Genomic DNA, 18807 nt, shown 5'->3' with positions numbered 1-18807 from the left:
TTGACCCTTTATTTTGACCTTCAAATCTAACTTTCCTGGCCATCAAACAAGGAGAGTATCTATGCACCAAGTGAGGGCAATAGTATTAAGTATTGGATTGACCCTTTATTTTGACCCCTCAGATGCTCCTGTGGTCTACCTGATGTTAAAATGGATTACGGACGAATACCACTCCGAGCACTTGCTGGATCGAGTATTCATGAAAGCCTCGGAGCAACTGGCAAACAGTGATGTATTTTCCGAGGACCAAAAGATGGAGGTAATCCTGGAAGGAAAAACCAGTTTCCTGAGGAAGCTCCAAGTGCATGCCACCCGAATGAAACCGAAGGCCGGATACGCGCCTCACGAGGATGCATATGATGTGGGGATCTTACTTTTTGAAGGAGAAATCGAGACGCTTGGAGAGAAAGTAAAGGCGCCTGCTCTCATATATTATGCCGCCGGCGAGCCCCATGGCCTGACATGCACGAGCGATACGATGGCCAAATACATTGTCTTTGAATTTCACGCTAAACACGGCGACATCTATGAACACCCCAAGTTTCGTCGGCGCAGAAAACTCAAACAGTCACTTACTAATCCAGGTTTGTTGTTTAACCATCTCAAATGGGTCATCAAACATAAGCTGGGGAAATAACCAGCCTGCTACCTAAAGGGGTTGTCCTTTGTGAAATAAACCCACTAGCCTGCCTCCTATGGGATTTTGGTCATCTATTCTTTTGTTTTTGGTTTCATTACTAACCTGGGGTTGCCAAACCGTTTATTACGATACCATGGAACGCATGGGGATTCACAAACGCGAGATACTGGTAGATCGAGTCACCGAGGCACAAGAAAGCCAGGAAGTCGCCAAAGAACAATTTGCCGATGCTTTGGAAGCATTTCGTGCGACCGTCACGGTCGAAGGTAGCAAACTCCAGGAAACTTACGACCGGTTACAAAAAGAGTATGACCTCTCGGTCCGCAGGGCCAACGATGTGCGTGGCCGGATCGCCGCAGTTAAAAATGTCGCCGAAGCCTTGTTTGATGAATGGGAAACGGAGTTGGCTGATTTTTCATCTGACAAGTATCGTGAGTCAAGTCAGGCCCAGCTTACTCAAACGCGAAAAGAGTATGAGAAGCTCCTGACTGCTATGAACAAAGCGGAAGAGAAGATGAATCCCATTCTGGTAGTATTCAACGATCAGGTACTTTTTCTAAAACACAATTTGAACGCACGTGCTATCGCTTCGATTCAAAGTGAAGTCACCGCGATGGAAGAAGAAGTCGCAGACCTTATCCAAGATATGAATGCGGCCATCGCTGAAGCGGAAGCGTTCGTGAAGCAGTTGAAAGAGTAGCGTTTTACTCGCTCCGCAGTGCAGATGCCGGCTTTAATCGGCTTGCGCGGTAAGCGGGGATCAATCCCGCAAGGGTGCTGATAAGTATGGCACTTACAAAAATGAAAACAAAGTCGGATTGCTCGTAGTCGACGGGGATTTTAGTAAATTGATAAAACCGGATAAGGGTTTCCTCCTTATTAAATATACCAGCAGCATACTTCACAATCTCGTTGCGATAGGCCAAAGCCAGAAACGCACCAGAGAAACCGATCACCGTACCGGCCAAGCCGATGATAAACCCCTGAAGCGTAAAGCAGGCAACCAAGCCTGAAGACTTGGCACCCATGGCACCGAGCAAACCGATTTCTTTCGTTTTGCGAACAACCGTGATCAAGAGGGTACTGGTAATTGCAAAAGCGGATACAACGATAATAAAGAGAAGAAGAAAAAACATAACCGACTTCTCTAACTGCAGCACAAAAAGAAAGTCTCGATTGAGATCGAGCCACGAGAATGCCTTCAAGCCCAAGGGAAGATCATCACGTCTCAGGAGCGTTGCATTGATCTCACTCGTAATGAGGTCGACCTGATCTTCATAGGCTTCTTTCAGCCGGACCGTTATTCCATGAACGCCATCTTCAAGTCCGTAGAATTCCTGCATCAAAGAAAGCGTGCAAAACAGGGTATTGTCATCAATCACCGTCCATCCGGTTTCAAGAACACCAGCTACACGAAGCTCACGCGGAAGCATCATTTCCTCCTGCTTAAACTTCTCAATAATAAGCGGGGAAACCACCTCTAACATGTCACCCCGATAAGCACCAATCTTCCGGGCAAGCCCGGAACTAATGATAATGGAATCATCGTCCAAATCATCGATACTCCCAATTTTCATGAACCGTTCGAATGGAATAACCTCCGCTTCCAGGTTCACGTCAACCCCGCGAATGGCAGGAAACACTGGAACGTTCCGGTTTTGGACCATCACAAATCCGTAGGCATAGGGTGCAACCGCTTGAATTACTTTCCTGGACCTGAACTCCGTATCAAGAATGAGGTCCATGATGCCTTCGTATTCATAAATGACAGCACCCGCCTCGACTCGAATGTCACCGGACGTTTCCACGATTTTGTCGCGTATCTCTTTTTGGAACCCGTTCATGACGGTGAGAACCACCACCAGGACACACACGCCCAAACTAACCCCCAAAACCGACAAAACCAAATAGAACGAAGCAAATCGTCCCGAGGGGAAAAGTTGTTTGACGGCTAAATAAAAGTACCAAGGCATGTGAAAAACAATAGAAGCTAAAAGCCAGGAGTTAGAATGCTAGCCTTAAACGCAGTTCAGCTGAATCTATGCTCTGACTTGTTGTCGTGGAAGATGTTTCTTTCGATCAATCAACGTTCGTTAAGCGTTCCGCTACTCATCCGCACTACCCTCTTCGGCGTCGTTTGTTTGCCTTTTCTCAGGCCGAAGAGCCGGGAACAAAATCGTATCACGTATATTGGCAGCACCGGTTAGCAGGATAATCAACCGGTCGATCCCTACACCCATTCCTCCTGCGGGAGGCATGCCCTGCTCCATCGCGGCGAGAAATTCCGTATCAATATCCTGCGTCTCCTCACCGAGCTGGGCTTCAAACATCTCCTTCTGGATAAAGGGGTCGTTCTGCTCTGAGTAAGCCGGCGCAATTTCCTGTCCGTTGATGCAAAGTTCAAAGACGTCGAGGACGCCTGGATCGTTTTCATTCAACTTTGCCAAAGGACACAGCTCTTTGGGAATATGCGTAACAAAGGTTGGTTGAATAAGCGTAGGTTCGACAAGCTTCTCAAAAACATTGTTCGTAATTTCGTAATCCTCCAAATCCGGATTTACTTTTATACCCAACTCCTGGGTCGCTGCGAGTTTTTCATCTTTGGATCGACTAAACCAGTCATCATCCTTGGTGGCCTCAAGAACAAGATCTTTATAGGAAACTTCCCTCCACTCTCCTCCGAGCTCAATATCGATGCCGTCAGAGTTCGCAATCGTCGTAGTACCCAACACATCCTTACAGACGGTTTGAATCATTCCATGGATCAACGTCATCATGCCACGGAAGTCCGAATAGGCCTGATACACTTCAAGCATGGTGAACTCGGGATTATGACGCCGCGAAAGACCTTCATTCCGAAATACCCGACCAATTTCGAAGATGCGATCGAACCCGCCGACCAGCAAACGCTTCAAGTGAAGTTCGAGAGCGATACGTAAATAGAAATCGCAATCCAACGCATTGAAATGCGTTACGAATGGCCTGGCTGCTGCACCGCCTGCAATGTGATGCAGCGTGGACGTTTCCACTTCCATAAAGTCCTGAGCCTCCAGGTAGCGGCGAATGCAGGAGATAATCGCACTTCGCTTTTTAAAGCGTTCGCGGCTCTCGTCATTGACGATCAAATCCAGGTGACGGTTGCGGTATACCTTCTCGTTGTCAGTAAGTCCTGCCCATTTTTCGGGCAACGGCCTCATCGATTTTGAAACGATAGCATAATCAAGAACACGGACGGTTATCTCTCCGGTCTGGGTTACAAAGACCGGACCGGATACTCCGATAATATCACCAATATCATGCTTCCGAAGTTTGAAATACTTTTCTTCACCCAGTTCATCGCGCTTGGCATATATCTGGATCTTTCCATCACGATCGAGGATTTTGGCAAACATGGCTTTGCCCATAACGTTCAGATTCGTGATGCGTCCAGCGACGGAAACAGATTCCTGCTCCTGTTCATCAACCTCCGGTTTATACAATGCCTTCGCTGATGTGGAGGTATGAGTCTGATCCCAATTCTGACGAAATGGGTCGATTCCGTCCTCGCGCAACTTATCCAGTTTTGCCTTACGTACGGCAAACAGGTCATGGGAATTATCCGAAGTATTATTGCTCATGATAGTGATAAAAAACGCGCAACGATGAACAGCGCTATTTGAAAGCGCAACGGAAAATCAGGTCTGGGTATATGCGCCCGAGTAATTCTATTTTCGAGTAAAAACGGGCGGCGGTTTTGGCAAAACACCTCAACTTTAACTGTAGAAAATCCACCCGCTATTAGCCTACCAGACAGCTCTACAAAATCCAATTATCACGGATTTCCTCGAATCAGTTCAAACAGACGGAGGAGCTTTGAGGTCGTCATAAAAGGCCACGAGACTTGTATAATAATAGGGCATCACCCAAAGCATCCCAATGTATAAGGTCGGTATCGTCAGAATGGACCAACCGAGAAATACAAGATGCATCATAAACAACTTTAGCTTGTAGCCCTTGAGAATCCGGGGGCACTTTTGAAGAACCTCTACGCCACCGATTTCCGGTTCTTCCAATGCAATCAGGTAGCCGATGGAAAATATTACCTGGATCACTATCGAACTCACCATAATCACCCCAGTTCCAAATCCGATGATGATTATCATCACTGGAACCAATGCCCCGGCTTGTGAGTCTCCTACTGCCGCAATGCTTGCAACCAGCAAACCAATCGGAATCCCGACCACCATAAGAACGGCTATACCGATGGCGAAGATCAGCAAATAAATAACCAGCCCCAACGCGAAGTTGGAAAACCCGGCAAACAAGAGATTGTTCTGTGGATCCTCCTTACGAAATAGACGGAGAAAATATTCGTGAACACCCAGCATGAAGGGTCCGAATAGGATAAAGCATCCAAATGGAACCAGGCCAGAAGCAAAAATGAGCAAAATGAACAGGAAGATAAACAGCGCAGCCTGATTCCACCGGCCCGATAAAGCTCGGCGGGCTGAAGCACGTAATTCATAGTTGGGAGTTCGACCGTTGGCACCGCTAGCCACAGGTATCGGGGAAGTTTTATTTGCCTGGCCTGCCTGGGTAGTCCGCGTAGGCGTTTCTTGAATTCCTTCAAACACTGAACCATACGAAGCCCAGTCACTCATTGCTTCCCTCCACACCAAGTCGGTCAGCTTGATCAACCCAGAATCGAAAAGCTGCTTTAATTCATCTTCTGAAACAGGACCTTTTTGCTCACCATTTATCGTGTAAAACCAAATCATAGAACTTTATTGCACAAGTGGAACAGCGGAAACAACTACCAGAGACCTGATGCCAGAACACTCAATATCATGATTCGATTCCGCAAGTCGAAAAAGCTTCACTTTGGGCACCTACCAAGGATACCAAAAAAACAATTCGAGGTCATTGACTAAAAAATACCTGAAAAGTCTTGTGCAAGCGATCTGAGATCCTTTTTTTGGTTTCTACTTCACCCAATTCTTCTCGAGTAGCAACTCCGCAATCGCAAATTCTCTAAAGCTCCTACATGTACCGCGTTGTCATTTTTCTGATCTTATTCGGCGGCTGGGTTGTATTATCCGGACAATTTGACTATTTCCACATCACCTTGGGTGTTCTCTCCTGCCTGTTTATAACCCTTATCTCCTCGAGCTTTTACTTTACAAACCGTTCTAAAGGTTTTGCCAACCGCCTGGCTGAAACAGCGAGAATACCCGGTTATTTACTCTGGCTGTTGTGGGAGATTATTCTCTCCAATGTCCACATATTGAGGCTGGCGCTAACACCCGGTGAGATCAAAGACCTCGATCCTTCCCTGGTCCGTGTTAAGACAAAACTTAAGACCGACTATGGTAAATACATACTGGCCAATTCAATCACACTCACTCCCGGTACCATCACCATAGACATCGAAGGAGATGAACTACTCATCCACTCCATCTCGCGACATACCAAGTCGGGTGTTGAGAGTGAGACGATGGAGCAAAAAATCTCTAAAGTATTTGAAGGAGGGGACAGTTAGGTCATGGAGAATTTTTTCGTATGGGTCGGCATAGCCATCCTCGCTCTCATGGTTCCGATCATTTACCGAATGATCATAGGACCCACTGCGATTGACCGGATAGTTGCCGTCAACGTAATCGGGACCAAAACGACGGTCCTACTAATCATCATCGGCATGTTGTTCCAACGGGTGGAAATGTTTGTTGATTTTGCCCTGACCTATGCCCTTCTGAACTTTATTGGATCGATCGCAGCGGCTCGTTTCTTTGATCGGGTAAACCCAACCAAGTCGTTTGCCGATATGAAAGCGGAGGAGTCTGGAGATTGATTATTAACATCATAAGCATTTTTATTATTTGCACCGGGCTGGTATTTTTCATCGGTGGCGCAGTGGGTATATTGAGATTCCCGGACTTTTATACACGTATGCATGCCGCTGGAAAAGGAGACACCTGTTCCATGCTTCTCATCCTAGCAGGAATGGCGCTGTATCAGCTGCATGTTCCTTCCCTGGCAAATTTCCTGGTCGTTGGTAAAATGATATTTATTGCTATGTTTATCATGTCGACAGGACCGACCAGCACTCACGCTCTTATCAAAGCCGGGTTTGAAGAAGGAATAAAAATGTGGACTCGCGGCAAAAAGGAGGAGGGGAAATGATCTGGATTTTCGACCTGATAATTCTGATTTTCCTGGTGATCACTTCGATCATTGCACTCCAGGTGAAGGACTTGCTCAGTGCGGCGATGATTTTCGGAGTTTACAGTTTTCTCATGTGTCTGCTTTGGGCTGGTATGGGTGCGGTTGATGTCGCCTTTACCGAGGCGGCCGTCGGTGCGGGAGTTAGCGCTGTATTTATGATTTCAACCGTGCTGCGCACATCAAGGAGGTCATCAGATTGAAAGTACTCGGATTCATTACCGTAATAATTACGGGACTATTACTCTTACAGGCGGAAAAAGATTTTCCTGATTGGGGAGATGTAAATTCGCCAGCCAGTAGCTACCGTTTGTCTCAACATTACATCACTCAAACTTTTCCCGAAACAACAGTTCCTAATATGGTAACGGCCGTCCTGGCGGACTACCGGGGCTACGACACCCTGTTTGAAACCGTGGTGATATTCACCGCAGGTATAGCTATTATCGGGATACTGCGTGTATTCGGTTCCAGCAGCCAGAACCAGCACAAAGAACCAAAACTAACCGACAAGAAGCCAGACCTGATCATTGCAACGACCACTCGTCTGTTACTTCCTATCATTCAACTTTTTGCGCTCTACGTGGTCGCCCATGGTCACCACAGTCCAGGTGGCGGATTCCAAGGAGGAGTCATCTTCGGGGCTAGTTTTATATTATTGGCATTAGCACGAAACCTGCAAGCAGCTCAGGAATGGGTGCCAGAGAATCGGATACTCAACCTGGCCGGTATCGGTATTTTTATATACGCAGGATTCGGAGTCGTAGCTTTGCTCTTCGGAGCCAACTTTCTCGATTACGGGATTCTATCAAAAATAATCCCCGGCAGCGTTGAAGATGCTCGTTCCCATAGCATGCTCGGTGTAGAAATCGGCGTGGCATTCACGGTAACCGCGATCATGTTTTCGATCTACTCAAGTTTGTCCTCAAATGGTACAATGAAGGAGGGCATCTAATCCATGGAATTTCTAGAAGCAATTGCGGACAGTTTCAATTATTGGATATACGTCATTATTATGATGATCGGTTTGTATGCCATGGTCTCAAAAAACAACTTGATCAAAAAACTGATCGGGATGTCGATTTTTCAAACAGCGATCATTTTGTTTTACGTCTCGATTGGCTACAAGGAGCACGCAACCATCCCCATTTTGTATCACGATCAAGTCCATGGAGCTCACCATGAAGAGGTCTCCGGGGAGGGTACGGATACTCACCACGACGCTGAACACGCAGTTCGCGAAGTTACCGAAGAAATTCACGCAGCAGCAGATCACAGTGACCATGCCGTCAGTCACGACGACCATGGCAGTCTGGAAATCGACCCCGACCAATTTATTAATCCCCTGGTTCATGTACTCATGCTTACCGCCATTGTGGTCGGAGTAGCTACTCTTGGTGTGGGACTAGCCATCACTCAGAAACTATATGGAGAATTCGGCTCACTTGAAGAGAGCGAAATCCTTGAACAGATCAAGTCCGCAAAATGACTGAGCAAGCACCTGTTTTAATTCTCCTGTTTCCTTTTCTAACCGCCATAGTGGTGGCGCTGGTCGGGATTAGAATCAAGGCACTTTGCTGGCCGCTCGTCTTGTTGAGTCTGGCGAGTTCGGTTTGGGCAAGTCTATCGACCTTGGTTCGTGTCTTGGAATCAGGGACCATTCGTTATAAATTAGGTGGTTGGGAACCACCGTTCGGCATTGAATTTCGCATTGACGGACTGAATGCCCTGGTCGCGGTAACCGTAACGATTGTTGCCTTGTTAGCAGCGATCTATTCCAGAGACGCAGTGCTCACGGAAAACAAGGACAAGGTTTCCCAGTATTATACGCTATTTCTTTTACTCATAGCGGGGCTATTGGGTATGGTGATCACAGGAGATGCGTTCAATCTCTACGTATTGTTGGAAATCTCCGCTTTGACGAGCTATGCCCTGTTGGCGATGGGCAATATCCGGGCCACTTTAGCAGCTTATAAATACTTAATCATGGGAACGATTGGGGCGTCGTTCTATTTATTGGGCGTTGGCTACCTGTATATAAAAACAGGGTCCCTGAATATGGTGGACATCAACGAGCAGTTGGTGGTGAACCACCTGGAAGGTTCCTCCACCATTCTTGTGGCTTTCATACTCATCACCGTAGGCGTGTGGATTAAAATGGCATTTTTCCCCCTTCATGCATGGTTACCGAATGCCTACTCTTTTGCACCAACGACCAGCAGTGCTATCATGGGTCCGCTCGTGACCAAGGTAATGATCTACGTGATGATCCGCATGGTCCTGACTGTGTTTGGTCCAAACTACGCTTTTGAAGTTCTCAATTGGGACAACGTCGTGGTTTGGCTGGCAGTCATAGCCATCCTTGCGGGTTCTATCGGCGCACTCGCTCAGAAAGACCTTCGGAAGATGCTCACATTTCTCATCATTGCCGAAGTCGGTTATATGGTTGGCGGTGTTTGGCTCGTGGATGAAACCGGTATGATCGGTTCGATCTTTCACATCATCAGCGATGCATTCATGACTCTGTGCGTATTCCTGTTCGCAGGGATTATTTACACCAAGACGGGTCGGAGAGATATCAATGCGGTGGATGGATTGTTTAAGAAGATGCCCCTAACCATGATCGGATTCCTGGTAGGTGCTTTTTCACTGATAGGCATACCTCCGACTGCAGGTTTTTTCAGTAAATGGTATTTGATTCAAGGCGGCATCAACTCCGGAAACTGGGAGTATGTGGTGGCTCTGCTTTTTTCCAGTTTGGTCAATGCGGTTCTTTTCTTCCGGATTATTGAGGTCGCTCACTTTGGCGTTAAACCCGCCGAAGGACACGACGCCCATCATGGAGACCATCACGCTAAAATCTCGGAAGGCTCAATGACCCAGGTCCTGCCCTTGTTGGCCACCGCGGCTATCATTTTAAGTATCGGTATCTACAATAAGGAAATTGTTTCGATCATTCAGGACTTTGTTTCTCAATTTAACCTGGTAGCTGGAATTTGACAGTATGACTCCCGACACCATCATCAGTTTTAAACCCGTCCTGGTATGCCTTGTTTCCCTGCTGGCGGTGATACCTATTGTTTTGCTCGGCAAAAAGCCAAACCTTAGAGAAGGAGCCACGTTCGCCGCCGGGTTTATTAAGTTTGGCCTGGTGGTTTCGATGCTACCGGCAATACTTGCCGGAACGAAGATTGAGTTTACGATTTGGCAAATCCTGCCACGGCTTTCGATTGCATTCCGGGTAGATCAATTCGGGATGCTCTTTGCCCTGGTGGCATCCTCGCTTTGGATAATCACCTCCTTGTACGCGATCGGTTACATGCGAGGGCTGAAGGAACATTCACAAACCCGGTTCTACTCATTCTTTGCGGTATCTCTATCCGCAACCTTGGGCGTAGCATTTTCGGCCAACCTGTTTACACTGTATCTGTTCTACGAAATGCTTTCCCTCGCAACCTATCCCCTGGTAACGCACCACCAGGATAAGGAAGCCAGGACCGGCGGTCGCACTTATCTGACCTATTTACTGACGACATCGATTGGTTTTGTGTTGCCCGCTCTGATTTTTATTTTCCTGAAAACAGACGGCGGTATGGATTTCATCGGAGGCGGATTCCTTAGAGATCACATAGGAGCAACTGAAGGACTTGTTCTTGTGCTTCTGCTAACCTTTGGATTCGCAAAGGCAGGCCTCATGCCATTCCACTCCTGGCTACCTGGAGCGATGGTGGCCCCTACCCCGGTGAGTGCGCTCTTGCATGCCGTTGCCGTCGTGAAGGTGGGCGTCTTTTGTATCATTCGCGTTTACTCAGGAGTTTTCGGACTCGATTTCATGGCGGATCTGGATCTCGGGGTAATCATCACCTGGATCGCTGCCTTCACAGTCGTCACCTCCTCCCTGATCGCACTATCCCAGGACAACCTGAAACGCCGCCTGGCATTTTCCACGATTGGTCAACTTTCCTACATCATTCTGGGCATGGCATTGCTCAATGGGAACGGAGCGACCGGAAGTATGATGCACATCGCCATGCACGCTTTCGGAAAAATCACTTTGTTCTTCTGTGCAGGAGCCATTTTCGAAGCAACGGGCAAAAAATACATCAGCCAGATGGTCGGAATCGGCAAACGAATGCCGATAACGATGGCGGCATTCTTCATCGGTTCGTTAAGTGTGGTGGGTATCCCGCTGGCCGGAGGCTTCTGGAGTAAGTTTTATCTGCTGCAAGGAACGGTAGCCGATGGACAGTATATTATGTTGGTCGTTCTACTCGTAAGCTCACTGCTCAACGCGGCCTACTTTTTCCCTATCTCGTTTAGGGCATTCTTCTGCAAAGCGGACGATTCTCTGTTCGAAGACAAAGTGGATGAAGCTCACCCATGTGCCGTAATAGCTTTGTCCCTAACCGCATTGGCGACCATGGTGTTGTTCGTCTATCCTGAACCATTTTTCTCGCTCGCCGACGCCGCAGCGCAAGAGTTTCTAAACTTTTAAACCGCACTTGTTATGAAAGAAGAAATTCAAGAATTATCACACGCAGCCTGGCCCGGTTTTAAAAAAGCATTCATAGTAGTATTCAGCTTACTGACGATCTACTTGATATTCATCATGCTGTCCTCTCCAGATGGTGGAGCAGCCAATCTTCACCACTGAATCGCGCTTAACACGAACGTAGATTGACCCATGAGTGATTCACATCATCCCCCATCCAAAATGGCCAAGATCATTGTCCGCTCACTCATCGTAGCTTGCGTGGTCGTCTTCCTTTTGGACTTTTTGTTTTTATCAGAAAATTTCGATAAGCATGCCGTTTTTGAATGGGAAAACTGGCCTGGCTTTTACGGGGTTTATAGTTTCGTAACTTTCGCGCTCCTGGTATTCGCATCCAAATTCATCCTGCGTCCCCTCGTGAAACGCAAAGAGGACCACTACGATTAATATGATACTACCTCCGCAGTTCATTTTCCTTATCGGTGCGCTATTAATTCCGCTCTTCAAAGGCCGTTTAAGGACCGGGTATATGCTATTGCTACCGGTATTGGCATTCTTCAGTTACCTGAAGCTGGAGGAAGGCATTTACTGGACTTACTCGATCCTCGATTTTGACCTGGCTCTGGTTCGCGCGGATCCGATGAGCCTGATGTTTCTAAACATCTTCATAATCGCTACCTTTATTGCGGTCATTTACAATAGCCATGAAAAGGGTACCATGGAGCATTTTTCCGGCCTGCTGTATGCCGGAAGTGGTGTCGGAGTCGTCATGGCCGGCGACCTGATTACCTTTTTTATCTTTTGGGAACTACTCACTGTTGGCGCGGCTTTTCTCTTGCTTGTTCGGCGCACTGCAAAATCCGTTGGAGCAGCCATGCGGTACTTACTCGTTCACGTGGTCGGCGGGTTGATCCTCTTTGCTGGTATTGTATTGTATATTAAGGAGACGGGCAGCACAAACATCGCGTTCAATGAAATTGGTTTAGACAATACTGCGAGCTTCCTGATCTTTTTGGGATTCGGAGTAAATTGCGGTTGGCCAATCATCCACGCGTGGATAACGGACACCTATCCCGAATCGACCGTGGGCGGGATTGTCTTCATGGCTACCTTTACCACCAAGGCTGCGGTGTATGCCTTGATGAGAGGTTTTCCAGGAGAAGAGGTTCTGATCTGGATCGGAACTGCAATGGCCGCTTTCCCCATTTTCTATGCGGTAATTGAAAACGACCTGCGCCGAGTATTGGCCTACAGTATGATCAACCAAGTGGGATTTATGGTGGTCGGAATAGGGATCGGAACCTATCTTTCGATGAACGGATCAGCCGCCCACGTTTACGCCGATATTTTATTTAAAGGTCTCTTATTTATGTCTGTCGGCGCCGTTTTATACCGGACCGGCAAATCAAAATGTACAGAGCTGGGTGGACTTTTCAAAAGTATGCCTTTTACGGCGATCTGTTGCATCATTGGCGCGGCATCCATTTCCGCAGTTCCTCTCTTTAGTGGATTCGCCACTAAATCAATGATCATGGCTGAGGCCGCCGGTGAGCATTACGTCTGGGTATGGCTGGTCCTGCTTTTTGCATCAGCAGGCGTGGTCGAGCATGCCGGAATCAAGATTCCCTTCTTCGCATTCTTCTCCCACGATTCCGGACTAAAGGTAGAAGAGGCCCCGATGAACATGCGCATCGCTATGGGTCTCGCCGCAGTCGGATGTCTTGCAATTGGATTTTTCCCTGAACAGACCCTTTATAGAATACTGCCTTTCGACGCACACTACGAAGTTTTCACCCTTGCCCACGTTATAGGACAATGCTTGCTGCTCCTGTTCGCCTGCCTCGCATTTGCCCTGCTTATGTTAGGAGGCTTCTACCCGGCGGAGATGCGGGCGATCAATATCGATAGCGACTGGTTCTACCGCAAAGGCGGAAAATGGATCTACACAATTTGTGATCGCAGTCTCAATGGAGTAAACGCTGCAGTACACAAAGTGTTTATGGGAGGAATAGTGAACAGTGTTTGTCGATTTGCCACCGAAGGCCCAGCCAGAATTTTCATATGTCTGCTCACTCCTTATTGGACTATCAAAGGCAACAACGCCGAACAACAGGAAGCACTCAAAAATACAGTTAGGTTGAACATCGAAAAAGGTGCTCTTCCAATTGGCATCACCGCCTGCCTATCTGTCATCGTGTTAGCTTTGTTGTTCTTCTTCTAGAAGTCGGATTACGGATTCGCAGTTGCGATCGCCTAAAAATTGGCTCCTGTTGAACAAAGATCGATGCAGCAATCAGAACAGGCGCAACAACTATTTCCTTTCCAGGTAGAAGATTGGGGGAATACCGAATACGAAGCGGCTTTTGAAAAACAGAAAGCTTATGTGCGCGATCGCGTAGACGGGAAACGCGAAGACACACTCATATACACCGAGCACCTGCCGGTTTTCACCATGGGCCTTAGGCGAGGGGCAGAAACGCATTTAATCTGGGATGAAGCTGCTTTGAGCGAGAAAGGGATTTCGGTTTATAAGTCAAACCGTGGAGGAGACATCACCTACCATGGTCCCGGTCAATTGACCTGCTATCCCGTTATCCACTTGGAAAAACTCCGAGATCTGCACGCCTACCTTAGAATCATGGAAGACATGCTGATTCAGATTGTTTCACACTTCGGACTCATAGCGGATCGCCGCGAAGGGAAGACGGGGATCTGGATCGAAGAACGCAAGATCGCTGCCATCGGTGTCGCGGTAAAGTCCTGGGTGACCTATCATGGCTTCGCCCTGAACGTGAACAACGATTTGGACCCATTTTCCGGAATTGTGCCTTGTGGCATCGTCGACGGGACGGTGACGTCGCTTAAAAAAGAACTCGGTTTTCCCGTTGATATGAATGATGTGAAAGCCGTAGTGTCCCAAGTTTTCCTGGATAATTTTAAAAATTACCTGACTTAATCGTATGTTAAAGAAGCCAAAATGGCTGAGAGCCAAATTGCCTGCCGGTCCCGAGTATCAGGCGGTTAACGAGCTGGTTGAAACCAACAAGTTGCACACCGTTTGCAAAAGTGCTCAATGCCCAAACATGGGTGAATGTTGGACACGCGGTACTGCGACATTGATGATCCTGGGTAACATCTGCACGCGATCCTGCGGTTTCTGCGCTATCCAGACAGGTCGGCCAACAGAGCTCGATATCGGTGAACCAGCACGGGTTGCCGATGCGGTGGCGAAAATGGGATTGAAACACGCGGTCATTACATCGGTCGCACGCGATGATTTAAAGGATGGAGGCGCATCCGTCTGGGCAGCCACGATTCGAGCAATCCGACACCGGAATCCACACACGGCTGTGGAAGTTCTTATCCCCGATTTCCGGGGAAGTAATCAGCACCTTGACATTGTTCTAGAAGCCAAGCCGGACATTCTGAATCACAATGTGGAAACGGTTGAACGCCTCCAACGACCAGTTCGTAAAACGGCAAACTACCAGCAGTCCCTGAATGTGTTACGTCATGCCAAAGGAAAAAGCTTCACAACCAAATCCGGAATCATGTTGGGGCTCGGTGAGACGAAGGAGGAAATCGAAACCTGCCTGCGCGATATGCGTAATGCCGGTATCGATATAATAACCATTGGACAATATCTACAGCCTACTCCGAAGCATTTGCCTTTGGAGCGCTGGGTGACACCGGATGAGTTTGAGCATTGGAAATCATTCGGCCTGGAGATTGGATTTGGAGTGGTGGAATCGGCACCGCTCGTACGCAGTTCATATCATGCGGAAGAACAATCTGACCGTTACGCGCCAAGAACCTCTGCAGCGAGGTCTGCTTAGCCCCAGCTACAGGAGGTTCGGGGTGTGATTGTTCTTTACTTCGTTGTCGGTCATGACCTCTGTACAATTGACGTCAGAAACGAAACGATGGCCAAAGTGTAGGAGCAAATTTATTCGCGACTCGTAAATCAAAAACCTTCGAGTCGCGACTAAAGTTGCTTACAAATGGAGAGAGGTGACTATTTCTGTAGTGAATCAGATCAAAAGATTCTGTACGGAAAGACCATAGGACCATCCACTCGCCAGTGTGAATTCTTTGGGTCCGGTAGCTTAGGTTTTGACATCTTTCAAAATCACACCCTGAGCTTCGGGATTGATCTTTAGTAAGTTCACTCTAGATCTAGACTATGGTAACCAAAAAAGGTATAGTTGATAACTGGCTGCCTCGATACACGGGCGTCCCTGTTGTTAAGTTTGGGGAATATATTTTGCTAACCAACTTTGACGACTATTTGAAAAAATTTGCTCGTTGGCATCGCGTCAAAATAGCGGGAAAAGATAAGCCAATGCCGTCGGCGACATCCGACAACATTACAATGATTAATTTCGGAATGGGAAGCGCAAATGCCGCTTCGATCATGGACTTACTCATAGCGATTAAGCCGAGGGGTGTACTCTTTCTTGGAAAATGTGGGAGTTTGAAATCCGATATGCCAGTGGGATCGTTGCTTTTGCCGATAGCAGCTATTCGTGGAGAAGGAACTTCGAACGATTATTTTCCCCCGGAAGTTCCCGCATTGCCGGCATTCGAACTACAACGGGCTACTTCCGAAGCCATTCGTGATCACAATAAGGATTATTACACTGGCGTCGTCTACACAACCAACCGACGAGTGTGGGAACATGATCAAGAATATAAGGAGTACCTTACCAAAATCCGCTGCAACGCCATCGAGATGGAGACAGCAACCATTTTCTCGGTTGGGTTTTACAATCATATACCGACTGGAGCCCTGCTACTGGTATCAGACGAACCCATGATACCGGAAGGCATCAAGACGGAAGAAAGTGATGAGATGGTTAGTCAACATTTCACCAGCACCCATGTAAAAATCGGGATCGAAGCACTCAAGCAATTATCCGAAAGTAAAGCCTCCGTTAAGCACCTGATTTTTTAGCTGAAAGCTTTCTGGCTGACTTCTAACGATTCCGCACGTAACGCCCTTGAGCCTCCTGCCTGCTCGTCTTTCGGTACCGCGTTTTCTCTACGACTCTGGAAAGCGAAGAACTTCCCAGAAGGAAGGATTGAAGCCAGACCAAAGAAAAACAGCCCATCACATAAAGTGAAGCAGAGATGGGAGTTATCCAACCTGCGATGGCCATAACGCTAGCAACCGTAAATGCACTGGGAAGCACCCAAAGATTTCTTATGGAGATCCGAACTAACTTCCTGCAATAAGGGATGGCAAAAAGCACAGTCGCTAAACTGCCGGATTTTAACACTGCCGATGCCGAGGCAAGAACAGGATCCGGCGAATGACGCATGGCGATAGAAACGAGTGAGCTGGACATGGCCCGGAAATCGTTCAATCCATCACCAACATACAAAATCCTCCCCCCCTCTTCTGCAGCCTTTATAACGTGCTCCTGCTTTTGCATGGAACTGAGGCCTTTAACCAAGGACAAGCCATCCAGTCGTGAGTTAATAAACGCGCTATCGCCCGTTAGAACACCAGGTTTTATTCCCAGTAATTCAAGTTGAGAAAAGAATGGTTGAGGCGCAACGGTCCACGATTCCTTGAGCGTAGCAATCGCACAAAGTCGGTTATCCAGGCTTACCCAAATTCGTTGTCCTAATTTAAGGTCGTGCTCCTCGAGTATTGCAGAAACACGAGACTCTCCGCCTGGACCGAGGACGAATTCCGACTCACCAATACGCATCACAATTTGATGACCAAGTCCGTCGGTTAATGATACTTTGACGCCCATTCCAGGAACAATTTCATAACGAAGGTCTTCCCGAATAGGTTGATCTTTGATTAAAGCTTCCACACTGGAAAGTGAGTTTACCAAAGGGTGACGGACCATGCGACTAATCTGATAAATAATCGACATGATCCAATCTTCCCGGTCCTGAAATGCAGGCATGACAAAAAAACGCTCCATGGATAGTTCTTCTCGGGAAATCACTCCGGTCTTTCCAAAATATCCGACATTAACAGTAGCTAAATCTCCAACCATTTCGTGGCCTTTCCCGTAGAGACCCCGTTTCCCAAGATGAACCAATCCAGTCCAATGATGTACAGGAATACCCGCCACCCAGGTTAAGGAAGTACCCATGATAAGAATCGTAGAAGTTAGGATCAAGGCTTCTGCGATACTCATCACTATAATCGCAACTGTTGTTCCGGCAACAGCCATTGCGACAACCAATAAACCAATCAACAAATTTCTCGACCGAAACATTGGGTGGGATTTCACAGGATCAAGCAATGGATTCATCACAGCTTGTATCTTTCTAGGTATGTAGGGTGATAGACATTTAATCGTAAACACGCCATCCTCAGAAACACTTCCAGAGTATATCGGATCACCGGCTTGCTTGAGCTTTGGAAAATTGGACCCATTCAATGAAGCTTCTGAGACATAGCCGTTGCCTGTAATAACCACTCCGTCAACAGGGACTACTTGATCGGTTGTTATTTTGATTTCCTCTCCAACTTTTAGATCAATTAATGAAATCCTGGTAACTGAACCATTTGGTTCTACCCGGTTGCATCGTTCGACACGGCTAAAAAGTGATGGCAACGCCGCATCGATTATCCGCTTTTTTCGCGACAACCAATAACGACTTAATGTGTAGATAGCCAAGGCCAGTGGAATGACCTCGTAATAGGTCGCTTCACTGAGACGAAAAGAGGAAACAACCGATACGGCGAAAAGAATCAAGAGTCCGATCAATAATCCTGTTTCGACTCTAATAATCCTATCCTTCCAAGCTTGAATCGTATCGACGAAAAGCGACGGAGTCAGCAAGATTATCGAGACGAGAGCTCCGACTGCCAGCCCGCAATGCACGAGTACGTAAAGGAGGTCGCTAGGTGGTGCAAACTCAACCAACACGCGCAATGCGAAGCCGTGAATGACTAAAGCGATGGCAACACATCCTTTGATCCAATTAAAGTCGCTGGAATGGAATAAAGAATAGTCCACCCATGAAATTAGTTTGGTCGAAGAAGTTGTTTTTAACATTTTGGGAATTCGACTCTACTCATGCAAAGCGATCCCACAAATAAAATCCCCACACAATTGCAAGATTTAGCAAACTCAAAAAAACAGCCGCACTTCCAAGATCTTTGGCCAACTTAGCCAGGGGATGGATATCCATAGACTGGTAATCGATTGCCGTTTCAATGCCGGTGTTTAGCAATTCCACAATCATCACCAACATAATACTACCGACCAAAAGACAGAAAGGGGTGAACCCAGGTTGAAGCCATATCGCCAGAGGAATCAAAACCATTGATAGAAGGGCTTCCTGCCGAAACGCTGCTTCGTTCCTGAAGGCAAACCAAAGGCCATCCATCGAGTACTTTCCGGCCAAAATGATTCGTTTGATTCCAGTGTTTCGAAATTTAGAACTGTCTTCCATAATAAGGCGGTTTCAACTGAGTAGAGTGGACCAAAAATAAACAGCTAGT

Annotated in this window: 21 protein-coding genes; 16 read left to right on the top strand and 5 right to left on the bottom strand. The window is 47.3% G+C overall.

The features are described 5' to 3' along the window. Positions 1-61: 61 nt before the first annotated feature. Positions 62-637: a hypothetical protein gene (locus O3C43_14730; protein ID MDA1067745.1), complete on the top strand. Its 576-nt coding sequence runs from the start codon at positions 62-64 to the stop codon at positions 635-637. A gap of 58 nt (positions 638-695) precedes the next feature. After that, the gene (locus O3C43_14725; protein ID MDA1067744.1) at positions 696-1340 is read left to right on the top strand and encodes a DUF2959 domain-containing protein; all 645 of its coding nucleotides are present in this window, start codon (positions 696-698) and stop codon (positions 1338-1340) included. Positions 1341-1344: 4 nt separating this feature from the next. On the opposite strand, the gene O3C43_14720 is transcribed toward O3C43_14725, so the two are convergent. The 3 genes from O3C43_14720 to O3C43_14710 form a co-directional block, all read right to left on the bottom strand. Continuing rightward, positions 1345-2613, bottom strand: coding sequence for an ABC transporter permease (locus O3C43_14720; GenBank protein ID MDA1067743.1), 1269 nt, complete (start codon positions 2611-2613; stop codon positions 1345-1347). A 132-nt stretch (positions 2614-2745) separates the two neighbouring features. Next, positions 2746-4257: a lysine--tRNA ligase gene (lysS, locus tag O3C43_14715; protein MDA1067742.1), complete on the bottom strand. Its 1512-nt coding sequence runs from the start codon at positions 4255-4257 to the stop codon at positions 2746-2748. Positions 4258-4473: 216 nt separating this feature from the next. Next, positions 4474-5397, bottom strand: a complete 924-nt coding sequence (locus O3C43_14710) for a DUF975 family protein (GenBank protein MDA1067741.1) — start codon at positions 5395-5397, stop codon at positions 4474-4476. A 266-nt stretch (positions 5398-5663) separates the two neighbouring features. On the opposite strand from O3C43_14710, the gene O3C43_14705 reads away from it, so the two are divergent. From O3C43_14705 to O3C43_14640, 14 genes are all read left to right on the top strand, one after another. Beyond that, a complete protein-coding gene (locus O3C43_14705) occupies positions 5664-6158 on the top strand; it encodes a Na+/H+ antiporter subunit E (protein ID MDA1067740.1) in 495 nt (164 codons plus the stop codon). A gap of 3 nt (positions 6159-6161) precedes the next feature. After that, the gene (locus O3C43_14700; GenBank protein MDA1067739.1) at positions 6162-6467 is read left to right on the top strand and encodes a monovalent cation/H+ antiporter complex subunit F; all 306 of its coding nucleotides are present in this window, start codon (positions 6162-6164) and stop codon (positions 6465-6467) included. Further along, entirely contained in the window at positions 6464-6799 is a 336-nt protein-coding gene (gene mnhG, locus O3C43_14695) for a monovalent cation/H(+) antiporter subunit G (protein ID MDA1067738.1), read from the top strand. Before O3C43_14700 ends, mnhG begins: the two co-directional genes overlap by 4 nt. Then, complete coding sequence (locus O3C43_14690; protein ID MDA1067737.1) at positions 6796-7041, top strand: DUF4040 domain-containing protein; 246 nt, start codon at positions 6796-6798, stop codon at positions 7039-7041. The genes mnhG and O3C43_14690 overlap by 4 nt, the downstream gene beginning before the upstream one ends. Next, the gene (locus O3C43_14685) at positions 7038-7793 is read left to right on the top strand and encodes a hypothetical protein (protein MDA1067736.1); all 756 of its coding nucleotides are present in this window, start codon (positions 7038-7040) and stop codon (positions 7791-7793) included. The genes O3C43_14690 and O3C43_14685 overlap by 4 nt, the downstream gene beginning before the upstream one ends. Before the next feature lie 3 nt (positions 7794-7796). Further along, on the top strand, positions 7797-8327 hold the full coding sequence (locus O3C43_14680) for a cation:proton antiporter subunit C (GenBank protein ID MDA1067735.1): 531 nt from the start codon (positions 7797-7799) through the stop codon (positions 8325-8327). After that, positions 8324-9838 (top strand): monovalent cation/H+ antiporter subunit D family protein, encoded by a 1515-nt coding sequence (locus tag O3C43_14675; GenBank protein MDA1067734.1) that lies wholly within the window; start codon positions 8324-8326, stop codon positions 9836-9838. Before O3C43_14680 ends, O3C43_14675 begins: the two co-directional genes overlap by 4 nt. Positions 9839-9842: 4 nt before the next feature. Next, entirely contained in the window at positions 9843-11333 is a 1491-nt protein-coding gene (locus tag O3C43_14670) for a monovalent cation/H+ antiporter subunit D family protein (GenBank protein ID MDA1067733.1), read from the top strand. A 12-nt stretch (positions 11334-11345) separates the two neighbouring features. After that, positions 11346-11492 (top strand): hypothetical protein, encoded by a 147-nt coding sequence (locus O3C43_14665; GenBank protein ID MDA1067732.1) that lies wholly within the window; start codon positions 11346-11348, stop codon positions 11490-11492. Between the two features lie 30 nt (positions 11493-11522). Further along, positions 11523-11777 carry a hypothetical protein gene (locus tag O3C43_14660; GenBank protein ID MDA1067731.1) on the top strand — a complete coding sequence of 85 codons (255 nt, stop codon included), beginning with the start codon at positions 11523-11525 and terminating at the stop codon, positions 11775-11777. Position 11778: 1 nt separating this feature from the next. Continuing rightward, a complete protein-coding gene (locus O3C43_14655; GenBank protein MDA1067730.1) occupies positions 11779-13551 on the top strand; it encodes a Na(+)/H(+) antiporter subunit D in 1773 nt (590 codons plus the stop codon). Between the two features lie 63 nt (positions 13552-13614). Then, complete coding sequence (gene lipB, locus O3C43_14650; protein ID MDA1067729.1) at positions 13615-14286, top strand: lipoyl(octanoyl) transferase LipB; 672 nt, start codon at positions 13615-13617, stop codon at positions 14284-14286. 4 nt (positions 14287-14290) lie between these two features. After that, positions 14291-15166, top strand: coding sequence for a lipoyl synthase (gene lipA, locus O3C43_14645; protein MDA1067728.1), 876 nt, complete (start codon positions 14291-14293; stop codon positions 15164-15166). Between the two features lie 347 nt (positions 15167-15513). Next, a complete protein-coding gene (locus tag O3C43_14640) occupies positions 15514-16284 on the top strand; it encodes an AMP nucleosidase (GenBank protein ID MDA1067727.1) in 771 nt (256 codons plus the stop codon). Positions 16285-16306: 22 nt separating this feature from the next. Here the strand turns inward: O3C43_14640 and O3C43_14635 are convergent, their stop codons facing one another. Both O3C43_14635 and O3C43_14630 read right to left on the bottom strand, forming a co-directional pair. Further along, a complete protein-coding gene (locus tag O3C43_14635; protein MDA1067726.1) occupies positions 16307-18358 on the bottom strand; it encodes a hypothetical protein in 2052 nt (683 codons plus the stop codon). Positions 18359-18377: 19 nt separating this feature from the next. Further along, the gene (locus O3C43_14630; protein MDA1067725.1) at positions 18378-18758 is read right to left on the bottom strand and encodes a diacylglycerol kinase; all 381 of its coding nucleotides are present in this window, start codon (positions 18756-18758) and stop codon (positions 18378-18380) included. Positions 18759-18807: the final 49 nt, after the last annotated feature.

It is taken from the genome of Verrucomicrobiota bacterium, assembly GCA_027622555.1.
GTDB lineage: Bacteria > Verrucomicrobiota > Verrucomicrobiia > Opitutales > UBA2995 > UBA2995.
This window is presented reverse-complemented; position numbering and strand designations above follow the sequence as displayed.

Coding starts and splice junctions, on each gene's coding strand:
- O3C43_14655 (MDA1067730.1), top strand. CDS start 11,779: ATGATACTACCTCCGCAGTTCATTTTCCTTATCGGTGCGCTATTAATT.
- O3C43_14630 (MDA1067725.1), bottom strand. CDS start 18,758: ATGGAAGACAGTTCTAAATTTCGAAACACTGGAATCAAACGAATCATT.
- O3C43_14700 (MDA1067739.1), top strand. CDS start 6,162: ATGGAGAATTTTTTCGTATGGGTCGGCATAGCCATCCTCGCTCTCATG.
- O3C43_14635 (MDA1067726.1), bottom strand. CDS start 18,358: ATGTTAAAAACAACTTCTTCGACCAAACTAATTTCATGGGTGGACTAT.
- O3C43_14665 (MDA1067732.1), top strand. CDS start 11,346: ATGAAAGAAGAAATTCAAGAATTATCACACGCAGCCTGGCCCGGTTTT.
- O3C43_14670 (MDA1067733.1), top strand. CDS start 9,843: ATGACTCCCGACACCATCATCAGTTTTAAACCCGTCCTGGTATGCCTT.
- O3C43_14680 (MDA1067735.1), top strand. CDS start 7,797: ATGGAATTTCTAGAAGCAATTGCGGACAGTTTCAATTATTGGATATAC.
- O3C43_14710 (MDA1067741.1), bottom strand. CDS start 5,397: ATGATTTGGTTTTACACGATAAATGGTGAGCAAAAAGGTCCTGTTTCA.
- O3C43_14660 (MDA1067731.1), top strand. CDS start 11,523: ATGAGTGATTCACATCATCCCCCATCCAAAATGGCCAAGATCATTGTC.
- O3C43_14690 (MDA1067737.1), top strand. CDS start 6,796: ATGATCTGGATTTTCGACCTGATAATTCTGATTTTCCTGGTGATCACT.
- O3C43_14675 (MDA1067734.1), top strand. CDS start 8,324: ATGACTGAGCAAGCACCTGTTTTAATTCTCCTGTTTCCTTTTCTAACC.
- O3C43_14640 (MDA1067727.1), top strand. CDS start 15,514: ATGGTAACCAAAAAAGGTATAGTTGATAACTGGCTGCCTCGATACACG.
- lysS (MDA1067742.1), bottom strand. CDS start 4,257: ATGAGCAATAATACTTCGGATAATTCCCATGACCTGTTTGCCGTACGT.
- lipA (MDA1067728.1), top strand. CDS start 14,291: ATGTTAAAGAAGCCAAAATGGCTGAGAGCCAAATTGCCTGCCGGTCCC.
- lipB (MDA1067729.1), top strand. CDS start 13,615: ATGCAGCAATCAGAACAGGCGCAACAACTATTTCCTTTCCAGGTAGAA.
- O3C43_14720 (MDA1067743.1), bottom strand. CDS start 2,613: ATGCCTTGGTACTTTTATTTAGCCGTCAAACAACTTTTCCCCTCGGGA.
- O3C43_14725 (MDA1067744.1), top strand. CDS start 696: ATGGGATTTTGGTCATCTATTCTTTTGTTTTTGGTTTCATTACTAACC.
- O3C43_14705 (MDA1067740.1), top strand. CDS start 5,664: ATGTACCGCGTTGTCATTTTTCTGATCTTATTCGGCGGCTGGGTTGTA.
- O3C43_14730 (MDA1067745.1), top strand. CDS start 62: ATGCACCAAGTGAGGGCAATAGTATTAAGTATTGGATTGACCCTTTAT.